This window comes from Microbacterium sp. NPDC058269 (assembly GCF_042881445.1).
GTDB lineage: Bacteria > Actinomycetota > Actinomycetes > Actinomycetales > Microbacteriaceae > Microbacterium.
In genome coordinates this window covers 342636-362492 of record NZ_JBHVXT010000002.1, presented here as the reverse complement: position 1 = coordinate 362492, position 19857 = coordinate 342636, and the positions used below count along the sequence as shown (strand labels likewise).

The 19857-nt window shown below is 70.0% G+C and carries 12 protein-coding genes; 2 read left to right on the top strand and 10 right to left on the bottom strand.

Translation table 11 applies throughout. The features are described 5' to 3' along the window. Nucleotides 1-49: 49 nt before the first annotated feature. The 9 genes from ACFVWL_RS09870 to ACFVWL_RS09830 form a co-directional block, all read right to left on the bottom strand. Nucleotides 50-697: a hypothetical protein gene (locus ACFVWL_RS09870; protein ID WP_387181783.1), complete on the bottom strand. Its 648-nt coding sequence runs from the start codon at nt 695-697 to the stop codon at nt 50-52. After that, a complete protein-coding gene (locus ACFVWL_RS09865; RefSeq protein WP_387183588.1) occupies nt 694-1518 on the bottom strand; it encodes a PP2C family protein-serine/threonine phosphatase in 825 nt (274 codons plus the stop codon). The genes ACFVWL_RS09870 and ACFVWL_RS09865 overlap by 4 nt, the downstream gene beginning before the upstream one ends. Further along, nucleotides 1518-3398 carry a DUF5684 domain-containing protein gene (locus ACFVWL_RS09860; RefSeq protein ID WP_387181781.1) on the bottom strand — a complete coding sequence of 627 codons (1881 nt, stop codon included), beginning with the start codon at nt 3396-3398 and terminating at the stop codon, nt 1518-1520. Before ACFVWL_RS09860 ends, ACFVWL_RS09865 begins: the two co-directional genes overlap by 1 nt. Next, entirely contained in the window at nt 3395-5947 is a 2553-nt protein-coding gene (locus tag ACFVWL_RS09855) for a transglutaminase domain-containing protein (RefSeq protein WP_387181778.1), read from the bottom strand. Before ACFVWL_RS09855 ends, ACFVWL_RS09860 begins: the two co-directional genes overlap by 4 nt. Next, the gene (locus tag ACFVWL_RS09850; protein WP_387181775.1) at nt 5944-7314 is read right to left on the bottom strand and encodes a DUF58 domain-containing protein; all 1371 of its coding nucleotides are present in this window, start codon (nt 7312-7314) and stop codon (nt 5944-5946) included. The genes ACFVWL_RS09855 and ACFVWL_RS09850 overlap by 4 nt, the downstream gene beginning before the upstream one ends. Further along, entirely contained in the window at nt 7311-8276 is a 966-nt protein-coding gene (locus tag ACFVWL_RS09845; protein ID WP_387183587.1) for an AAA family ATPase, read from the bottom strand. The genes ACFVWL_RS09850 and ACFVWL_RS09845 overlap by 4 nt, the downstream gene beginning before the upstream one ends. A 69-nt stretch (nt 8277-8345) precedes the next feature. Further along, nucleotides 8346-14261 carry an Ig-like domain-containing protein gene (locus ACFVWL_RS09840; RefSeq protein ID WP_387181773.1) on the bottom strand — a complete coding sequence of 1972 codons (5916 nt, stop codon included), beginning with the start codon at nt 14259-14261 and terminating at the stop codon, nt 8346-8348. After that, the gene (locus ACFVWL_RS09835) at nt 14261-15394 is read right to left on the bottom strand and encodes a serine/threonine-protein kinase (protein WP_387181770.1); all 1134 of its coding nucleotides are present in this window, start codon (nt 15392-15394) and stop codon (nt 14261-14263) included. The genes ACFVWL_RS09840 and ACFVWL_RS09835 overlap by 1 nt, the downstream gene beginning before the upstream one ends. Before the next feature lie 133 nt (nt 15395-15527). Then, nucleotides 15528-16097 (bottom strand): DNA-3-methyladenine glycosylase I, encoded by a 570-nt coding sequence (locus ACFVWL_RS09830; protein WP_387181768.1) that lies wholly within the window; start codon nt 16095-16097, stop codon nt 15528-15530. A 119-nt stretch (nt 16098-16216) separates the two neighbouring features. Between ACFVWL_RS09830 and ACFVWL_RS09825 the strand changes: the two genes are divergently transcribed. Then, the gene (locus ACFVWL_RS09825) at nt 16217-17683 is read left to right on the top strand and encodes an alanine/glycine:cation symporter family protein (RefSeq protein WP_387181765.1); all 1467 of its coding nucleotides are present in this window, start codon (nt 16217-16219) and stop codon (nt 17681-17683) included. Between the two features lie 27 nt (nt 17684-17710). Here the strand turns inward: ACFVWL_RS09825 and ACFVWL_RS09820 are convergent, their stop codons facing one another. After that, complete coding sequence (locus tag ACFVWL_RS09820) at nt 17711-18754, bottom strand: NAD(P)-dependent alcohol dehydrogenase (RefSeq protein WP_387181762.1); 1044 nt, start codon at nt 18752-18754, stop codon at nt 17711-17713. A 117-nt stretch (nt 18755-18871) separates the two neighbouring features. On the opposite strand from ACFVWL_RS09820, the gene ACFVWL_RS09815 reads away from it, so the two are divergent. Further along, entirely contained in the window at nt 18872-19798 is a 927-nt protein-coding gene (locus tag ACFVWL_RS09815; RefSeq protein ID WP_387181760.1) for a hypothetical protein, read from the top strand. The last annotated feature ends 59 nt before the right edge of the window (nt 19799-19857 follow it).

Sequence of the window (19857 nt, the reverse complement as noted above, 5' to 3'; positions counted from 1 at the left end):
TCTGACGAAGGCTTATCGGCCGAAGACATCCGACCCGTTCACCGCGCCTCTAACCGAAGACGACGAACCCGAGTGCCACGAGACCGGCCACCGATACGACGCACGCACCGGCAGCGGCGCCGAGGGTGAGCAGACTCCAGCGCTGCCCCTGCTTCGCGACGGACGGAAGCCCCGGGTCCTCGACGCGGGTGGGTGCGGCCGCACCGACCACGACCGGCGGAGCGGCGGGAGTGAGCGGAGCCGGGCGCGGCTTGTAGATCGCGGGAGCCGGGCCGTCGGTAGGGGCCGCGAACGACTCGACGCGCCGGGTGGCCGTGGTCTTCTCCTGCTCGGCTTCCTCGGGGCCCGCCACATCGACGCGTTTCCGCCGCAGGCGACGCGCCGGTCGGGAGACGACGACGGTGGCTTCGTCGGGAGCGTCGGTCTTCGGTGCTGCCGATCGGTCGACCACGACAGTGGCCTCGTCGAGCAGGTCCGCTTCGACCTCTTCCACGGGCGCGTCGACAACCTCGGGCTCGGCATCGGCCACGGCCGGCGGCTCGGTCTTCGCGCGATTCACCACGATGGTGGCCTCGTCTGCGTCTGCGTCTGCCGGCGGCTGCCCCTCGGCGGCATCGGAGACCGCACCGGCGCGACGCCGGTCTCGACGGCTCAGGACGACAGTCTCGTCGCCCTCCCCCGCGGTCTCGTCGCTCATCGTGCCCGCACCGGGATCGTCGTGCCCTCGAGCATCGAATCGGTGAGCGCGGATGCGGCGATACGACCGCCCGTGCTGTCGTCGGGGCGCGTGCGGGCGCCGCCGGAGACGACGTCGATCACGATCACCGAGACGTTGTCGCGGCCGCCGGCCTGCAGGGCCCGACGCACCAGCGCCGTGGCTGCGGTCTCGGGTCGTCCGTTCATCGTCAGCGTCGCTCGGATGGCCTCGTCGCTGACCTCTCCGCTCAGGCCGTCGGAGCAGAGCAGCAGACGCTCGCCGTCGACGACAGGCAGCAGCCAGCTGTCCGCGGTGCTGTCGGGCGCGCCGATAGCACGCGTGATCACGTTGCGCTGCGAGAACGACGCGAGGTCCTCCGCGCGCAGCTCACCCGCGTCGACGAGCTCCTGCCCGAGGGAGTGGTCGATCGTGACCTGGGTCAGCTCGTTGCCGTGATGCCGATAGACCCGGGAGTCGCCCACGTTGAAGACGAGCCAATGCGGCGTACCCTCATGCTCCAGGAGAGCGACGCCCGTCACTGTGCTGCCGGCTCCGCGTTTGTGCTCGGCCGCGATGTCTTCGACGACAGCCGCCGCACGGCTCAGCGCATCACGGACGTCGTCGATCTCCACGGCCCGTCCCCGCAGCGGCTCGAACGCCGCGACGACGGCCGCGCTCGCTCTGTCGCCCGCCTCGTGCCCACCCATGCCGTCGGCCACGAGGAAAACCGGCGATGCGTCCAGCACCGAGTCCTCGTTCGCTGTGCGCTTGAGTCCGGTGTCGGTCAGCGACGCGACGTTGAGGACCACGGAGGAGATCATCACGAATCGCGCTCCGCGACGACGTGCATGCCGACCTCGCCCAGGATGAAGCGCCCCGTGCCGATGACGCTCTCCCCGGGGTCGAGGAGCATCTCCGCGCCATCGTCGGCGACGACCACGACGCCGTTCGTGGCGTGCAGATCGGTCAGACGCCACTCGTCCTCCTGCACGACCAGACGGGCATGCGTCTTGGACAGCGTGCGGGTGGTGTCGGAGATCGCCAGACGCTGCTCGCCGGGGTCGCCGACCGGGTTGCGCCCGATCACGACGCTCGCGCCCGAGAGCGAGAACCGCCGGCCGTCATCCAGCACCAGCACGCGTCGCACGCCGCGCTTGCGGGCGACGACGACCGTGGCGTCGAGATCGTCATCCGTCGGACGCGGCGTGACGACCGTCTCGTCGACCTCGGGGGTGAGCCCGCCGGGTGCAGCGGCAGGCGGCGCCACCGGTACGAACGGCGCCGCGGGCGCGGACGGTGCGGCCGGCGCGAACGGTGCAGCGGGCGCTGCGGGGGCGACAGCGGCGACCGGGGTGATCGGCTGCTCGGGAGCGAGCATCGACGCCACGGGTTCGGCTGCGGGCGAAGGGGCGACGGGCGAGGGGGCGACGGACACGTCGGGAGCCGGGCGGATCGTCGGCGCCTGCGGCTCGGCATCGTGGATTCCCCCCTCCCGGAACGACGGCGGCACCGAGCGCACGACGCGCTGCGGCGGCTCGACAGGCGCTTCGGGAGCAGAAAGCTCGGGAGCAGGCGCTTCGGGAGCAGATACCTCGGGAGCGACCGGCTCGACGTCGGCAGGCGGCGCAGGTCGCGGGACCGGCTCGAACACCGACGTCGACGGATGAGCGGAGGGGACCTCGATGAACAGCGGGGGTGCCGGGGGCTGCGGGGCCTGTACTTCGGGAGCAGAAACCGGAGCTTCGGAAGCAGCGGGCCGCGCTTCTGGAGCGGCAGGCTGCGGGAGGCGAGGCTCCGCAGGGACGCCACCCATGGCGGCCATGATCCCCGTCGGCGGATGCGCCTCCTCCGGCGCGGACGGGAGCGGTGCAGAGTCCGGCTGCGCGATCGGGGCGACCTGCTCGAACGCGACCGACGGCTGCGGTGCGGGCGGCTGCGGTGCGGGCGGCTGCGGTGCGGGCGGCTGCGGTGCGGGCGGCTGCGGTGCGGGCGGCTGCACGGGCGGGGGCGCGAACGATCGAACGGGAGGATCCGCGACCGGTGGCGGCGAGACGAACTGCTGCTGGGGCGGCTGCGGCGGCGCTCCCCAGGCAGACGGCGCCGGCGTGGTCGCGCCAGGTGGCACCGCCGCTGCGGCGTCCGTCCCGACCGCGCGGGACGGTGGTGCGTAGTCGGGGAAGACGAGCGCCGGAGCGTCCGCCGCGCTGCTGCCGGATGGCGCCAGCGAGGGGATCGTGTAGCCCGAGGCATCCCGCGCGGGCGCGGCAGCGGGAGGAGCACTGCGGCGCGGTCCGGGCTGGAGGGCTGCCAGACGGTCGCCCTCCGGATACGGCGCCGCTCCCCAGGCGAGCACCGTCGCCCAGACAGGCGGCAGCAGGATGGCGAGGACGGTCATGCCGGCACCACGACCGAAGCGCTTGTTGATGCGGTGGGTGGCGACGATCTTCAGGTAGAGACCGTAGAGCTGCACCAGGGGGATGAAGTAGAACACCACCGACCAGGCCGGGATGCCCCCTCGCGCCAGGATCTCTGCCTCGTTGAGAACGGGGACCCACCCCTTCCACCCCTCACCGTCGATGCGCGGGAACAGGCGTGACAGGGCGAATGCGTACCAGACGTAGACGGCGATGCCGATGAGCAGTCCGAGACCGCCGAGGATGACGAGCACCGTGGCGAGGCCGCTGTCTGCGGGCGCGGTCATGAGTCCCCCTTCTTCCGGTCGCCGAGCGAACCGGTCAGTCCGAGCGTACCGAGCACGGGCCCGGCACCGGGAAAGCGGATGCCGCCTGCGGTCCGCGCCCTGACGATGAACGATGTCGGTCGCACGCGCATGATCAGCCGGTGCCACCACTTTCCGGTGTGCGAGAGTTCCGTCCGTTCGGCATCCACGATCTTCCACGCGGCGGTCGCGTCGTCATTCGTGGGCGGATGCTCGGCGAAGACGGCTCGATCGACGAGCACGGCCAACCGCGCGGCCGCCGGTCGGTCGGTCGACTGCGCGCGCTGTGAACGCGTCCCCTGCGACTCCATGTCCACACCATGGTCGGCGTACACGTCGGCGAGTTCTTCCCAGGCCCCGGCGAGGCGCACCTCGGGGTCCTCGGCGGTGCGACGGACGCGGGCGCGCTGCCGCTTGGCGAGCAGGAGCACCAGGAACGGGAGTGCGAGCAGCACCAGTGCGAGGAGGCTGAGACCGACGGCGGAGAGGATCGGCAGCAGGATCGCCAGCACCTCGGACTGCGGTTCCTCGAGCGGCGGTGCGTCGTTGTTCGAGTCACTCTGCGCCTGAGGAGGATCCAGAGCCTCGGAGCGCGGCTGCTCGGGCACGGTCGGGTGCTCGGGAAGCTGCTCGCCCTCGGTGATGGAGCTCGGCAGCATCGCGTACTGGGGCGTCGTGTCGAGGGCAGTCCACTCGCCTCCCGAGCTGCGCACTTCGACCCAGGCGGTCATGTTGGCCCCGGTGCACACCTGCGCGCACGACGGAATCCCCGGCACCTCTTCCGCAGAGCCGAGTCGTGCGCCGAGCACGACACGCGAGTCGAGGCCCCAGTGCTCGGCGAGGAGCGCGGCCGCCACGGAGAACTGCTCGTCGTCTCCGACAGCCGACACGAGCAGCTCGGGCGCGGCATCCGCTCCGGCCCTCCGCTCCTGCTCGATCAGCTCGGTGAACAGCTCCTCGATGCGGGCGGCGGAGTGACCGGCGTAGCTCGGAGCGAACGCGTAGCCCTCCGACTCCTTGAGCGACGCGATCCAGCCCGCGGCCGCCTCGTCGTCGAGCAGCGCGTGGCTGAGGTACCCGCGGTCGCGGAGGCGATCGATGAGTTCGAGGTATCCGGCGCCGGTGCGGGGTTGCTCCTGCATCTCGGCCCACTCGACGAGCGCCGGGTAGAGATCCGCGTCGAGGTTCGATACCCCGCCCTGGAGCGCGGTCACGTCAGTCGGCTTCCCCGGAGCATCCAGGAGCACGGTGTAGCGATCGCCGGGCACGAGCCCCTCCCCGCCCCCGGGCGCCTCGGCGACGGTGATCGCGGTGTCGCCCCCGGCGTTCACATGGAACCCGTCGGCGAGGTCATCCGCACGGGGGCCGGAGAAGTCGGGCGCCTCGGCGAGACCGGCCGGCGCCGGGACCCAGATGCCACGGTAGGCCTCGCCGATCGTCACGCCGAGCGTCACCCGGCCGGTCGCGGGAAGCGCGGTGCGGGGCAGACGACTGAAACGATCGTCCGCGGCGACGTGGAAGTCTTCGCCGTCATAGGAATCGAGGGTGACCAGGCGGACGCGGTCGAGGGCACCGGCGTCGCCCTCGAGCTGCAGAACGGTCGCATCGAGCCGGTCACCGGCGAACCAGGAGCGGTAGGAGCTGAGCGGGCTGGGTTGCTGCTGCACGACGATCATGGGCTCGATCTCGTCGCGGAGCACGGAGCGGTCGGACCAGCCCGCCGCCGCCGGAGCGATCGCGAACCCGGCGATGAGCGCGACCACGGCGAGGGCGGCCGAGAGCAGATGGCGACGCACGGTCAGCCACGCCGGAGTCGCACGACGGGAGATGTTCGCCGCGGCCACGGCACGCAGGGCTTCCGCGCGCTGCAGCCGCGCGCGACCGACGAGCCAGGCCACGGAGGAGACGAAGAGCGCGACACCGATCAGCCACTCGCGCGGGGCCGGAAGACTCACTCCCATCACGGCGACGGCAGATGAGGTGCCACTGATCCCGAACGCGATGCCGAAGACGCTCATCGCCGCCACGACGGGCACGGCGATCGTGGCGCGTCGCCCGGACTCGAGCACGAGGAGGGCGGCGAGGAACGAGCCGAACAGCATCACGACCAGGAACGGGATGAGGACGGCCTGGTACTCGCCCAGCGGCGGGTTCAGCGTCAGCATCTGCTTCCAGCCGACGACGACTCCGAGCACGGCATCGCGAAGACCGCCGAGGAAGGCCGGAACGGAGGAGAGCGCCGACGGGATGGCGAGGGGTACCGAGACCACCAGGTACACGCCGACGGCGGCGAGCACGGCGATGAGCGTGCCCCAGCGCAGAGCACGGGCCGCCACGGCGACGCCGATGCCGAGGATGCCGCCGACGAATCCGACCACCAGCGCGCGGGGCGACTCGTACACGGGCCAGGCAGCGGCGGTCGCGAGCAGCACGCCGACCACCACGTATCCCAGCGACCAGAGCGTCAGCGCCGACGGGACGACGGTGCGGCGCGACCGCGCGATACCGCGCTTCTGTCCCGCGGCGCTCACCGGAGGGCTCCCCGGGCGAGCATCTGCGGAAGGTCTCCGAGGGCGCCGAGCGTCATCACCGCGAGCTCTCGCGCCGTGCGCATGGTCGGCTGCTCGCCGAGCTCGCTGCGCACCGCGACGGCTTCGACGGCCGCCGGAAGCTTCACCGCGGCATGGCGGAGCCTGTCGAGCGGCATGCGCGAGCCGGTGAGCAGGAAGCCGATCGACAGGTCGGGATACGACTGCGCGGTGAGGGCGGCGACGGCTTCGAGCCGCATGACGCGATCCGCCGGATCGATCGTCGATGTGGCGTCGAGCAGAGCCTTGGGCGTGACCGTCGGCAGGGTGCGGATCGAGAGCACTTCGGCACGGCTCTGCTCCGGGATCTCGTTGCTCACGGAGAACAGCACATCGCGACCGTCGCGCACGCCCTGCAATGCGAGGGACGCTGCGGCGCTGACGGTGTTCTCGAACTCGTCGTCGCTCTCGTAGGACTCGGCGTCGAGGTCGAGGATGATGGCGATGCGCGCGTGCCGCGACTCCTCGTACTGGCGCACCATGAGCTTGCCCGTCTTGGCGGTGGACTTCCAGTGCACGTGCCGCTGGGAGTCGCCGACGACATACTCGCGCACGGCGTGGAAGGAGAGGTCGGCATCGACCAGCGTCGTGCTCGGCGTGCCTTCGAGGTCGCGGATCAGCCCGGCGCTGGTGCTCGGGAGGCGCACGGTCACCGGATGCACGTGAATGCGTTGCACATCCGGCCAGCGCAGCTCACGCCGCAGGATGCCGATCGGGTCGCCCCGGGTGATCGTCATCGGGCCGACGTCGATGACGCCACGGCGGTGCGCGGCGATCGTGAGCTGTTCGCGGTGGTGGGCTCCCGGACGCAGCAGAGGGACGTGCGCCTCGACGAGCCCCTCCCCCACCGGCACGTCGACGATCCCGGGCAGGGAGAGGCGGACGCCGTTGTTGCGCACGTCGAGGGTGGCGCCGATCTCGGCCCCAGCGACGACGCGATCGCGGTCGAGGGCGAGGTCGATCCGGTAGTCATGGGCGCCCAGGATGAAGGGGACGCAGGCGAGCAGCAGCACCAGGGCGATCGCTGCAACGGCCCAGGCCTCGACCCACCCGAAGAGCAACCCCGCAGCGACGCCGAGCACGAGGGCGACGGCCACCAGCATCCCCGCCGCGGTGACCGTCTCGCGCACCCACGCGACGGCCGCTCTCGCCGCGCGACCGGTGTTGCGGGCCGCGCGGCGCACACCGAACACCGCTCCGCGCACGGGGCCGCGACGCGTCGTGTCGTACCGTGTGACGGTGCTCGTGCGCGTCGACGTGCTCGTGCGTGCCGCCGTGCGGGTGACGCGGGATTCGGTGCTGAAGCTCACGCAGTGCCGTTCTCGCGCGGCGGTTCGACGTCGAGAAGGATCTGTCCGATGACAGCAACGGCCGTCACTCCGTCGAACTCGGCTTCGGGCTCGAGCACGAGACGGTGCGCGAGCGCCACCACGGCGAGCTCGCGCACGTCGTCGGGCGTCGCGAACGTGCGACCGTTCTTGGCGGCCCACGTCATGACCAGGCGGGAGAGCGCGAGCGCACCTCGGACGCTGGCGCCGAGACGCACCTCGGACGCGCGACGGGTCGCATCGACGATGCGCATGATGTAGTCGGAGACGAGCGGGTTCACGTACACGCCGCGCGACATCTCGCCCATCGTGAGGATGGTGTCGGTGCCCACGATGCCGTCGAGCACCTGCTTCGGTCGACCCGCACCCTGCAGGATGCGCATGGTCGCCGCCTCGTCGGGGTAGCCGATCGACGTCTTGATCATGAACCGGTCGAGCTGCGCCTCGGGCAGACGGTAGGTGCCGCCCTGCTCGATGGGGTTCTGCGTCGCCATCACGAGGAACGGCGCGCCGACGGGTCGGGTCACGCCGTCGACGGTGACGGTGCCCTCTTCCATGACCTCGAGCAGCGCGGACTGGGTCTTCGGGCTCGCGCGGTTGATCTCGTCCGCGAGCACGATGTTCGCGAACACGGGACCCGCGTGGAACTCGAAGGCACCTTCCTTCTGGTCGTAGACGGTGATCCCCGTCACGTCGCCGGGAAGAAGGTCAGGGGTGAACTGGATGCGCGTGCTCGTTCCGTTCACCGTCTGGCCGACCGCGCGGGCGAGCGCCGTCTTGCCGGTCCCGGGGAAGTCCTCCAGGAGCACGTGCCCCCCGCTGACGGCAGCGGCGAGCACCAGCTCGACCACATGCCGCTTGCCGAGGATCGCCTGCTCGATGTTGCCGGTGAGGATCGAGAACGTCTCCGCGAACCAGGATGCCTGTTCGGGAGCGATGGTCACAGGTGCGGCTGAGGTGGCTGGCATAAGGCAAGAGTATTGGTCATGGGCGCGCTCGACGTGCGACCCGCGTCAGGGACACACACCCGTGACGCGATGGGTGATCGGGGACAGGGTGGCATAGGCACCGTTCCAGGTGAGCTTCACGTCGATGGCACCGGGGGTGTCCACCACCGCGGTCGACTCGAGGGTGTACGCCCCGCGAGCGGCACCCGACACCGTCACGACATCTGCTTCGCGCGCCGGCATGCAGGGTCGGAACACCGCGTTGACGATGGTGGGAGCCGTCGTCGCCGTGATGTTCACCGGATCAGAACACGATCCGGCCTGCGTGGCATGGCAGGCGCGCGCCCGCACCTGGCCGGGCGACGCGTCGGGGTTCAGGGTGAAGTCGGAGCGCCTCTGACCGTACATCTCGTACTCCGGGACGAATCCGTCTTCGACGTCGATGCGCGGAGCCGACGCCAGTCCGTAGTCGTACCGGTTGCCGTCGCGCGTGGGCGAAGTCGCCACCTTGTAGGTCGTGTCGCCACCGGGTCCGTTGACGAACTTGAACGTGAACTCCGACGTCGTCGACGACTCCGCGACGCCGTAGCCGTTCGATGCGCATGCCTTGACGTAGTACACCTGGTACTGCTGGAGGCCCTGCATGGAGGGCGAGGAGGACTGCACCTCCGCCCCCGAGATGGAGAGACGGCCGTTCCCGTCGGCGCTGCAGCTCACGTTGCCCGAGCGCCATGCCACATAGACGACATCGATCCCCAATGCGCTCCCGTTGGCCTGTGCGGCGATGCCGGAGACGTTCACCGAGGTGTTCGAGACCGCCTCCGCGTGCGTCGAGCCGGGTTCGAAGTACACGGTGCCCGCGGCCGTGACCGATGTGCGGAAGCCGCCGCCCTCGTTCCCGCCGCCGGTGGGCGGCTGGAACTGGCTGATGGGGACGATCGTGATGGTCTGCGCGCCGGGGGTCAGCACGATGTCCGCGGACGTCGTCGCGCCGTTCCGGTTGATGACCTCCCCCGTCTCCTCGATTCGGAAGGACAGCGCGTCGTCGGTGGCGTCGATCGACAGCGCGACGGCTCCGCGTCCGCGGTCCGACGTGCCGGGTCGATACACCGGCGACGCCGTCGCGTTCGAGACCACCGGAGCCGCGTAGGCCCAACTGGTGTGCGGTGACGTCGACGCCGACGTGCCGACGGCGTTCACCGCGGCGGCGGTGAACGCATGGGGTGCGCCGTTGACCAGACCGTTCACGGTGCACCGGTACACGCCGCCCGCCGGACTGCAGGACGCGTTCGCGGGAGATCCGTCCTGGAGGATCGTCACGCCCGAGACGGCGGGATGCGCCCGACCTGCCTCGCCGAGCGGAACCTCGAGCACGACGGTCGTGCGAGTGAACCCGACGGTCGTGACGCTCGCCGGTGCCTGCGGGAATCCCTGGAGGTCGAGAGTGAGGGTTCCCGTTCCGGTGCGGCCCTGCGCATCCGACACGACGAAGGGGATGACGCACTGTCCTCCGGGAGCCTGCCCGCCGCCCGGCCAGCTCGCCGTGATGGCCCTGCTGCCCGACGCCGAGATCGAGGCGACGTCGCAACGCGCGCCTGCTCCGAGCGAGACCAGCCGCAGACCCGACCCCGGCTTGCCGGCGAAGGGGTCGTACTCGCCCGCGACGTCGACGACGTCGATCGAGCAGTTCGGACTCGTGACGATGCACTGCTTCGTGAAGGTCGCTCCGCGGGGCGCATCCGGCGGAGCCGCACCCACGACCAGGCGCACGGATGCGGACGGCTGGCCATACTGCGCCACCGTGACGCTGATGTTCTCGGCGTTGCCCGGCCGCGCATCGGCCCGAGCCTCGACCGTCAGCTTCGACCCGTTCTGAGTGACGATGAACGCGGATCCGGAGAACACGATCCGATACTCGAGCGACCCGACATTGCCCTCACGACCGCCCTCCCAGGCGGCCATGTTGGCGTAGAGGTCGATGCTCTCCGTCGCCCCGGGAGCGATCGTGTGCGCGATCGAGGAGAGCAGCAGCTGCGGCTCGGCGGGACGGATGCTGATGGGCACGTCGATGTACGACCAGCGCTCCTGGCCTTTCAGCCGCACCGGCACCAGGCAGGTGTCCGACCACGGCGCCTCACGCCCGGCACGGTACACGCCGCTGCCCGAGCCCTCCGCGGCGCAGGATGCAGCGGCACGCTGGGCGGTGAACTGCCCCGTCCCGACCTCCACGGCATCCGAAGACGACAGGTCGACGTACTCGCTCACGGGGAAGGAGGCGGACGCGTCCTCATCCACCACGACCGGGGTGGATCCCGGTTTGAGCTGCACCTGCATGTCATCGAATGCGGGGATGCGGAGGAAGCCGTAGGCGACGACGTCGCGCCCTCCCGACTTCCCGGTGAGCTGGAACGGCACCAGCGCGCCGTCTTCCGGGGCCGTCCCCGCGATGCGGTTGCCCTGCACCGTGTAGCCCGGCTGCTCTCCCCACAGACTCAGTTTGAGCGACGAGGCGTCGCCCGAAGGCCAGCTCACGCGGTCGGTGACGACGTCGATCCCGCGATCGGCGAGATCGTCGCGGTCCCGTGCGGTGAGGACGGTGTCGGCCACACTCGGCTGGTCGGTCACGGCGCCATCCGTCACCGTGACGACGATGAGGCCCTGGGCCGTGCTCCCGGTCCGCTTCGACTTCACGGTGTAGAAGTACGAATTGGTGCCCGCCGTCTCTCCGGCGCGCAGCACCACCCGACCGTCCTTCAGCGAGGTGTCGGAGTCGATCAGCGCGTTCAGTCGCTCATACAGCGGATTCCCCTTGACCGGGGGTGCGTTGGGGACCAGCTCCGTGATCTCGAGCTCGCTCTGCGCGGGGTCGAGATCATTCGAGCGCGGATCCAGCACGATGGGGGTTCGGGAGCCCGCTTCGACACGGACGTAGTCGCTGAACGTCACTGGCGCGGCATCTTCGACATCCGCATCGAGCACGCCGATCCGGACGACACCGCTTCCCTCTTCGCCCTGCGGGTCGCGCACGGTATAGCGGAACGAGACCTGACCGCCCGATACGCCGGCGGCAGGCGCCCGGTAGACGATGGCCTCGCCGCTCGCCGAGATCGTCGCGGTTCCTGCGCCCTTCTCCGGCTGCTCGACCCCGGCGAGCACCACCGCGTCGCCGTCGCTGTCCATCCCTGTCGCTGGCACACGGATGGACACCGTCTGCCCGCTCAGGACACGGCCGGTGAGGGTCGTCGGCGTGGGAGCGCGGTTGGTGCCGGGCGGGAGCACCGTGACCGTCACGATGCCGTTGTCGGACAGCGACGGGTTGCGCTCCAACGAGACGGAGTACGTGAGCCGGTAGGTGCCAGGGGTCGACGGGGCCAGGTACCGCAGGGCGTTGCGGTCGGCGAAGACCAGCTCGTCGGGTTCGCCCGAGCCGGTCACCTCCGGGAGCACGACGAGCGGCTCGCCCCGGGGAGCGACGTCGTTCGCCGCGACGTTGATGCGGGTGAGCGAGCCGGCTCGCACCGTCACTGCATCCGGGAAGACGATCGGCCGTGTGACGCTCGACGGCGGAGCCAAGAAGACCGTGACGGTCCCCTCCACGGCCGCACCCGATCCGTCCGCGACGGTCACGGTGGCCTTGCCGATGACGCCCGGCTCACCGCTCTCCGTCGTTCCGTTGACCCGGATGCTCTCGTTGCCGACGACGCGCACGTTGAGCTGCGGCGTCGAGCTCTCGGCGCCCGACAGCATCAGGACCCGGCCGCTGGTGTTCTGCACCGCTCCGAGGATGTCGACCGTCGTGTCCTCGCCCTCGCGCACGAACGCGGTGAGCGGCGCCATCGCGAGCCCCGAAGATCCGTCGACCGCGGTGATGCGGATGACCGCCGACTGCTCGGCCTGGGTCGAGACATCCTGCGCGGTGTACGTCACCACGTACTGACCGGGTTCGGCGACCGTCAGCTCGACCGTGCCCGCAGCGGCGTTCGGCGTCACCTCCAGACCCTGGGCCGTGGCGGCCGTCTGCACGGCATCGACCAGTCGATACGATCCCGATCCTCCGGAGAGGTGATCCGAGATCCGGATGGACTGACGTTCCCCGACGCGGGCGGTCAGCGCGACCGGCGACGCCTGAAGCGCCGGGCTTCCGGTGACCTGGACGTCGAGGGTCTTCTCCGCGGTCGCACCGTGCACGTCCTGCACGACGACGGTGACCGAGACCACCGCATCCGCGGCGTTCGGGTCGGTGTGCCGGATGGCCACGCGGCCGTCGGCCATCGGCACCACCATCACCGGTGCGGAGGCGTCGGTCTCGTAGGCATCGCTGAGGACGAAGGCGTCTCCTTCGGGATCGACCCATCCGGAGAGCGCGGAGACGACCGTGCTCCCTCCGGCGAGGAGCTGCGGCGTCGGCCATTCCTGCTTGCAGGCGTCGACCCCGCACCACACCGGTGCCGAGTTCACACCGGGGTCGACGACCGTCAGCGTCACGGTCGCCGGCGGGGACACGGCGGCGCCGTCGGTCACGGCGTAGGTGAAGCTGGTCTGACCTGACCCGGCCTTCACGTTCACGACCAGCGACTGCCCGTTGGCGACGAGAGTCAGCTCTCCGAAGGCGGGGTCGGCGAGTCCGCCCGACACCGAATCGGGATCGATCGTCAGGACGTCCTTCTTGTTCGGATCGTGGTCGTTCAGCAGCACGGGAAGGATGACCTGCTCGCCGGCACGGACGCCGAACGCATCGTCGACCGCGACGGGCGGGAGCTGCTCCGCCACATCCTCGACGATGATCGTGCCCTCCTGCTGCTCCGTGTCGTCTTCGATCTTCCACTGCTCGAGGGGGATCAGCACGCCGTCCGGCGCGTTCCAGATGAGGCCGGTTCCGGTCTCGGTGAGAACCGCGCGATCGCCGTTCTCCTGGAAGACGGGTTCGATCGTGGCGGAGTCGAGAGTCTCATCCGGCACGCGCAGGGGCACCGTCTCGCCGTCCGTCCACAGGGTGCCGCCGCCCGTGTCGAGCCACGCCGCGTAGGTCTTTCCGCGGACCGTGACCGGTGCCGCCGGGACGCCCGTCGCCTCGGCCACCCGCTCGGCCTCGCCCGAAGCGAGCCCCACGGAGACGAGGCCGTCGGAGTCCGCGACCATCAGCGCGTCGCCCGATGCGGCACCGCCCTGCAGCCTCGCGTCCTCCGCCACGTCGAGCTCGACCGGCTCGTCCCTGCCGGAGAGCCACAGTTCGGCGGAGCCCGAGCGCAGCATGGCCCAGCGATCGCCGATGACGGTGAGCGCCAGCCCTTCGCCGGCCTCGGGCGCATCGGGCACGGAGGTCGAGTCGCCGAGGAAGCGGTGCTCGTCGATGTCGAAGCGCCGCACGGCCGCCTCGTCCGCGGAGTACAGCACCAGCAGGCCTTCGGGTGACAGACCGATCGCATCCGCCGTATAGGTCGGCGGGTCCTCTCCCTCTTCGACCTCGACCTCCGCGAACGGATCGACGAGGGCGGTGCCCGCCCCCGGCTCGAGCGTGGACACCGAGACCTGTCCGGTGTCGGTCCGATATGCCACGTACGGGCCGGCGGAGAGGATTTCCCGGGTACCGGCGGGAGTCGGCTGCGACGCGAGCGGCGTCCCCTCCTCGGAGGAGTCGGAGAGCAGATCGGCGGGGCTGGCGGGGTCGACGTCCCACCGCTGCCTGTTGCCCTGCGCGTAGAGCACCGCGGTCGAGCCGCTCTGCCAGACCGCTTCGGGGTCATCGACGTTGCGGACCGTGTCGATCTCGGCGAGCTCGGTGTTCACCCGCGCGTACTGACCGCTGTCGCGCATGACCCACACCGACGATTCGAGGCGCGGGACCTCCTGCGACTGGTAGCCCTGCGCCGTGACTGCGAGCGTGACGACCACCCCGAGTGTCGCGACTGCGGAGATCGCCGCGATCAGCCGGCCCCGCGAACGCGGCTTCGTCTCCGCCCGCTCGCGGTCGCCGATCGCCATCAGAGGACCCCCGTGAGGAACAGGACGGCGGTGCCCGCACCCGCGATGACGGCCGCGCCGATGAGCGCGCCGATGACACCGATCAGCAGCGGCGAGCGCCCACGACGGCGTGGATGAGAGGGAAGATCGTCGCGCTCCCGCGATGCGACCTGCGGGCGAGCGGCGCGCACCGCCCGCCGCGAATCCGGGGCGACCGTCGTGATCACGGGTCCGCGGACGGTGGAATCGGAGAAGCTCACCGGGGCGGCTGCGGCCCACTCCGCGGAGGCCGCCTCGAATGCGGTCGGGGAGATGCCGAGTTCGTACTGCGCCCAGCGCAGGCGCTCGGCGAACTCCGCCATGGTGGCCGGGCGCTTGGCAGGATCCCGGTGCATGGCCGCCGCGAAGATCTCGTCGATGATCGGGGGGATCCCCTCGACCGGCACCGCCGTGTAACGGGCCTTGATGATCCGCTCGGTGAGCTGGTCGCGGGAGTTCGAGCCCCGATCGGGTCGCTCGAAGGGACTGCGTCCCGCGAGCAGGGTGTACAGCGTCGCCCCGAGGCTCCAGATCTCACTCGGCACCGACCCCGACACGCGTTCCTGCAGCACCTCGGGAGAGCTCCACGGCACGGACATCGCGATGGTCTCGCCATCGCCTTCGTCGAGCACGGCGGCGGCGATCCCGAAGTCAGCGAGCACCGGGGCGCCGAGCGAATTGACGAGCACGTTCGACGGCTTGATGTCGCGGTGGAGCAGCCCTGCACGATGCACGGTCTCGAGCGCGCCCGCCATGCGCACACCGATGTCGAGAACCTCCGCCAGAGGAAGCCGCGCCTTCTTGTAGCGAGCACTCATCGTGTCGGGGCAGTACTCCATCGCGAAGTACGGGCGGCCGTCTGCCGAGATCGATGCCTGGTAGATCGTGACGATCGAGGGGTGCGCGCTCAGCCGGGCGGAGATATCGGCCTCGACGTTGAACGTGCGCAGCACCTCGGGATTCACGGCATCCGCCAGCAGCACCTTGACGGCGGCCACCCGACGCGGCATGTCCTGTTCGTAGAGGAACACGTCGGCGAAGCCACCGGAACCGAGCGGGCGCACATAGCTGTAACCGGCCAGCGTCGGCGGTGTCGCTGCCATGCGCGTTGCCACTCATGCTCCTCACGGTCGGCGGGGAGACCGTGCCCTGCACTCCTCCGGCACACGGCGCCAGAAGATCCCCCCGGTCACCGATTATATCGAGGGCCTCGACGATCCCGATGACGTCTCTTCGGCGGCCGGCCGTTCAGGCCCGCCAGCACCCCGCGATGTGATCGTCGACCATCCCGCCCGACTGCATCAGCGCATACATGGTGGTGGGCCCCACGAACCGGAACCCTCGACGACGCAGTTCCTTGCTCAGCGCCGTCGATTCCGGCGTGACGGCGGGGACGTCGGCGAAGGACGCGGGACGAGCGCCGGACGCTGCCGGAGCGAACGACCACATCAGCTCGTCGAACTCCCCCTCGGCCATACCGCGCACGATGCGGGCGTTGCCGATGGTCGCCTCGATCTTCGCGCGGTTGCGGATGATGCCGACGTCAGCCATCAGACGCTCGACGTCGGACTCGTCGAACTCCGAGACGACCTCGGGCTCGAATCCCGCGAACACCTCTCTGAACCGCGGCCGCTTGCGCAGGACCGTGATCCACGAGAGGCCGGCCTGGAACCCCTCGAGCGCCATCTTCTCGAACAGCGCCCTGTCGCCGTGCAACGGCGTGCCCCACTCCTCGTCGTGATAGCGACGGTACTCGTCGTCGTCGCCCACCCAGGCGCAGCGGTCGCGGGCATCGGGGCCCGTGAGAAGAGAAGTCATGCGCTCAGGCTATCCGCGACGGCCGACACCGAGCGCGGGTCCGGAGGCGGACGCCTCCCACCGGAATGCTGTGCGCGCGAAAGCTGGTGTCATCGGATCAGTTCCACCAGACTGTGCGCATGAATCCTGTGAACGAGTGGCTGCTGACGTGGGGCGACAACCTGTGGACGTGGATCGTCCTCCCCCTGGTCGTCCTCCTCGGCCTGTACTTCACGATCCGCTCCGGCGTCGTGCAGTTCCGTTTGATCCCGGAGATGTTTCGCACATTGACGGATCGCACCCCGCGCACCGAGAGCGGCGAGCCGCAATCCGTCTCGGCGTTCCAGGCGTTCACCATCTCCGCGGCCTCGCGCGTCGGCGTCGGCAACATCGCCGGTGTCGGCACGGCGATCGCGATCGGCGGACCCGGTGCGATCTTCTGGATGTGGCTGATGGCGTTCATCGGCGGGGCGTCCTCGTTCATCGAGTCCTCGCTCGCGCAGCTGTACAAGACGCGGGACAAGGACGGATTCCTCGGCGGGCCGGCGTACTACATGCAGCGCGGACTCGGCGCGCGTTGGATGGGGGTGCTGTTCGCCCTCATCCTCATCGTGTGCTTCCCGATCGCGTTCAGCTCGCTGCAGGCCAACACCATCCAGGCGACCATCGCGGGGAGCCTGGGCGGCGGGGCCCCCGCATGGTTGCCGTGGGCCATCGGCGCGGCGCTCGCCGTCCTCATGGGCCTGGTGATCTTCGGAGGTGTGCGCCGCATCGCGTCCGTCACCCAGACCCTGGTCCCGGTCATGGCACTGCTGTACCTGCTCCTCGGGCTCGTCATCGTGGCGATTCACATCGAGCGCCTCCCCGAGGTCTTCGCCATGATCTTCACGCAGGCGTTCGGGCCGAACGAGATCGTGGGCGCCGCGCTCGGCTACATCATCCTCACCGGGGTCAAGCGGGGCATGTTCTCCAACGAGGCAGGGCTCGGTTCGGCACCCAACGCCGGTGCGAGCGCTGCGGTGACGCATCCGGTCAAGCAGGGGCTCGTCCAGACCCTGGGCGTCTACTTCGACACGTTCCTCGTCTGCTCGATCACCGCGTTCATCATCCTCGTCTCGGTCCCCGATCTCGCCAACGCCGAACGCGGCATCGGGTTGACCCAGGGAGCGGTGGTCAGTGCACTCGGCAGCTGGTCGAACATCATCCTGATCGTGATCATCTTCCTGCTCGCGTTCAGCTCGATCCTCGGCAACTACTATTACGGCCAGACCAACATCGAGTTCATCACTTCAAAGCCCGCTGTCCTGCTCGGGTACCGTCTCTTCGCCATCGCCGCAGTCTTCGTCGGTTCGATCGTGTCGGCCGACGTCGTCTGGAACTTCGCCGACGGGGCGATGGGCTTCATGGCGATCGTGAATCTCGTGGCGATCGCTCTGCTCTCCGGCGTGGCCTTCAAGCTGCTCACGGACTACACGCAGCAGCGACGCGAGGGACTGGACCCGGTCTTCACCAAAGCGCGGCTTCCCGGGATCCGGGGAATCGAGGTCTGGGAGGACGAGCTCTCGGTCACCGGCCCGATCGACCTGCCGCCGACGCGCCGCCGGTAGGTCGGGGGCCGGCACTCCACACCGAGCTCAGCCGAAGGTGGCGGCGTCGATCACGAACCGGTACCGCACGTCCGATGCCAGCACGCGCTCGTACGCGGTGTTGATGTCGGCGGCGGAGATCACCTCAATCTCGGCCGCGATGCCGTGCTCGGCACAGAAGTCGAGCATCTCCTGGGTCTCGCGGATGCCGCCGATGTTGCTGCCGGCGAGCGAACGCCGGCCACCGATCAGCGACATCACGCCGACCTCGAGGGGCTCGCCGGGAGCACCCACACACACCATGGCCCCACCGACGTCGAGCAGGCTCAGGTACGAGCGCAGGTCGATCACGGCGCTCACGGTGTTGAGGATCACGTCGAACGACGAGCGCAGTTCGCGGAAGGTCTCGCGGTCGCTCGTGGCGCGATAGTGGTCGGCGCCGAGCCGCAGACCGTCGTCCTTCTTGCTCAGAGTCTGCGAGAGCACGGTCACCTCGGCGCCGAGTGCGTGCGCGATCTGCACGCCCATGTGCCCGAGGCCGCCGAGACCGACGACGGCCACACGGGTGCCCGGTCCGACGTTCCAGTGCCGCAGCGGCGAGTAGGTCGTGATGCCGGCGCACAGCAGGGGAGCTGCGACATCCAGAGCCAGCGCGTCGGGGATCTTCAAGACGAATGCTTCGGTGACCACGACCTGCTCGGAGTAGCCGCCCTGCGTGACGGTGCCGTCGCGATCCGTGCTGCCGTAGGTGAGCACGGCGCCTTCGGTGCAGAACTGCTCCTCGCCGCGCAGACAGTTGCGGCACTCGCCGCACGAGTTCACCAGGCATCCGACGCCGACGCGGTCGCCCACCGCATGCCGGGTGACGGCCTCGCCGACTGCGGCGACCGTGCCGGTGATCTCGTGGCCGGGAGCCAACGGGTACTGCTGCGGGCCCCAGTCGCCGCGCACGGTGTGGATGTCGGAATGGCAGATCCCCGCGAAGGCGATGTCGATCAGCACGTCGAGCGGGCCGAGCTCGCGCCGCTCGATGACGGTCTTCTCCAACGGGGCCGCTTCCCGGGGTGCGGCATAGGCGTTCACGGCAGACATCTCGGACTCCTTCTCGTGGTGACCCGGTCCACACTACGCATCGCCTCGGGGAATCCCTCCACCCGGGAAAGGCACGCCGGTAGTGTGAGGCGCAGGGCTCCGGAGGGGGAAGTCACGATGCATCGATCGAGTACGTCCGCACGGCTGATCACCGTCATCATCGCCGTCGTCGTCGCGCCGTTCGGAGCGGGACTGATCGCGACAGGCGGGAGCAGTTGGGTGTTCGCCTACGGTCAGTACGCGCTGGCGGGCATCGACCTCGGCAGGTTCGCGATACCGATCCTGCTCCAGGCCGTCGGCATCCTGCTCCTTTTGCTCGTCACGATGACCGGCATCTGGAGTTCCGCCGGCCTGATCGCCGTCGGGGTGCTCGCCATCGTTCCGCTCGTCATCTCCCTGTTCCCGTCGCTGCTGCTGGAGGCATACCGCCTCGGTGCGGGCGTCCTTCCCGTCGAGTGGCTCGATGGTCTGGCATACGGACTCCCTCTGATCCTGCTCCCGGTGCTCGGCACGATGGGTCTCGTCCTCGCGATGGTGCGACGCCGCCCCGAGGCCCCGGGCGTCGGTCTCTCCGTCGGTGGACTGGTCGTCGCCCCCGTGCTGCTCCTGGCCGGGGTGCTGCTGCTGTCCTGGGGCGTCGGCCGCACCAGGATCGTGGCGCTCCAGCAGTACCGATTCGATTTCGTCCCCGAAGCCGCCGCAGCCATCCTGATCGGAACGCTGGCGATCATCGCCGGCGTCTTCATCACCCGGTGGTCCCGCTTCGCGCTGGTGCTGCCGGCGCTCGCACTCCTCGTCGTGAGCGCGCTGGTGTTCGCACCCCGCGTGCTCCTCCCGGCGCTCTCGGTCCTGCCGATGGAAGGGAGTCGCCCACTGTCCACGCTCATCCTCGTCGGGGGCGGAACCGCCGCGGCGATCCTCTACCTCGGCTTCACGGCCGTGCTCGCACGAGTGCGCGCGCAGGCCGCGACGACTCCCGCCGTGGTTGCGCCAACCGCGCCGTATCCCCCATCCGCGCCGTATCCCCCGGCACCCGGCGCGTGAGAGGGCTTCTCGCCCGTCGTCAAGCCCCCTCGTGTTCAGGGCGCCGTTCCCTAGGCTCG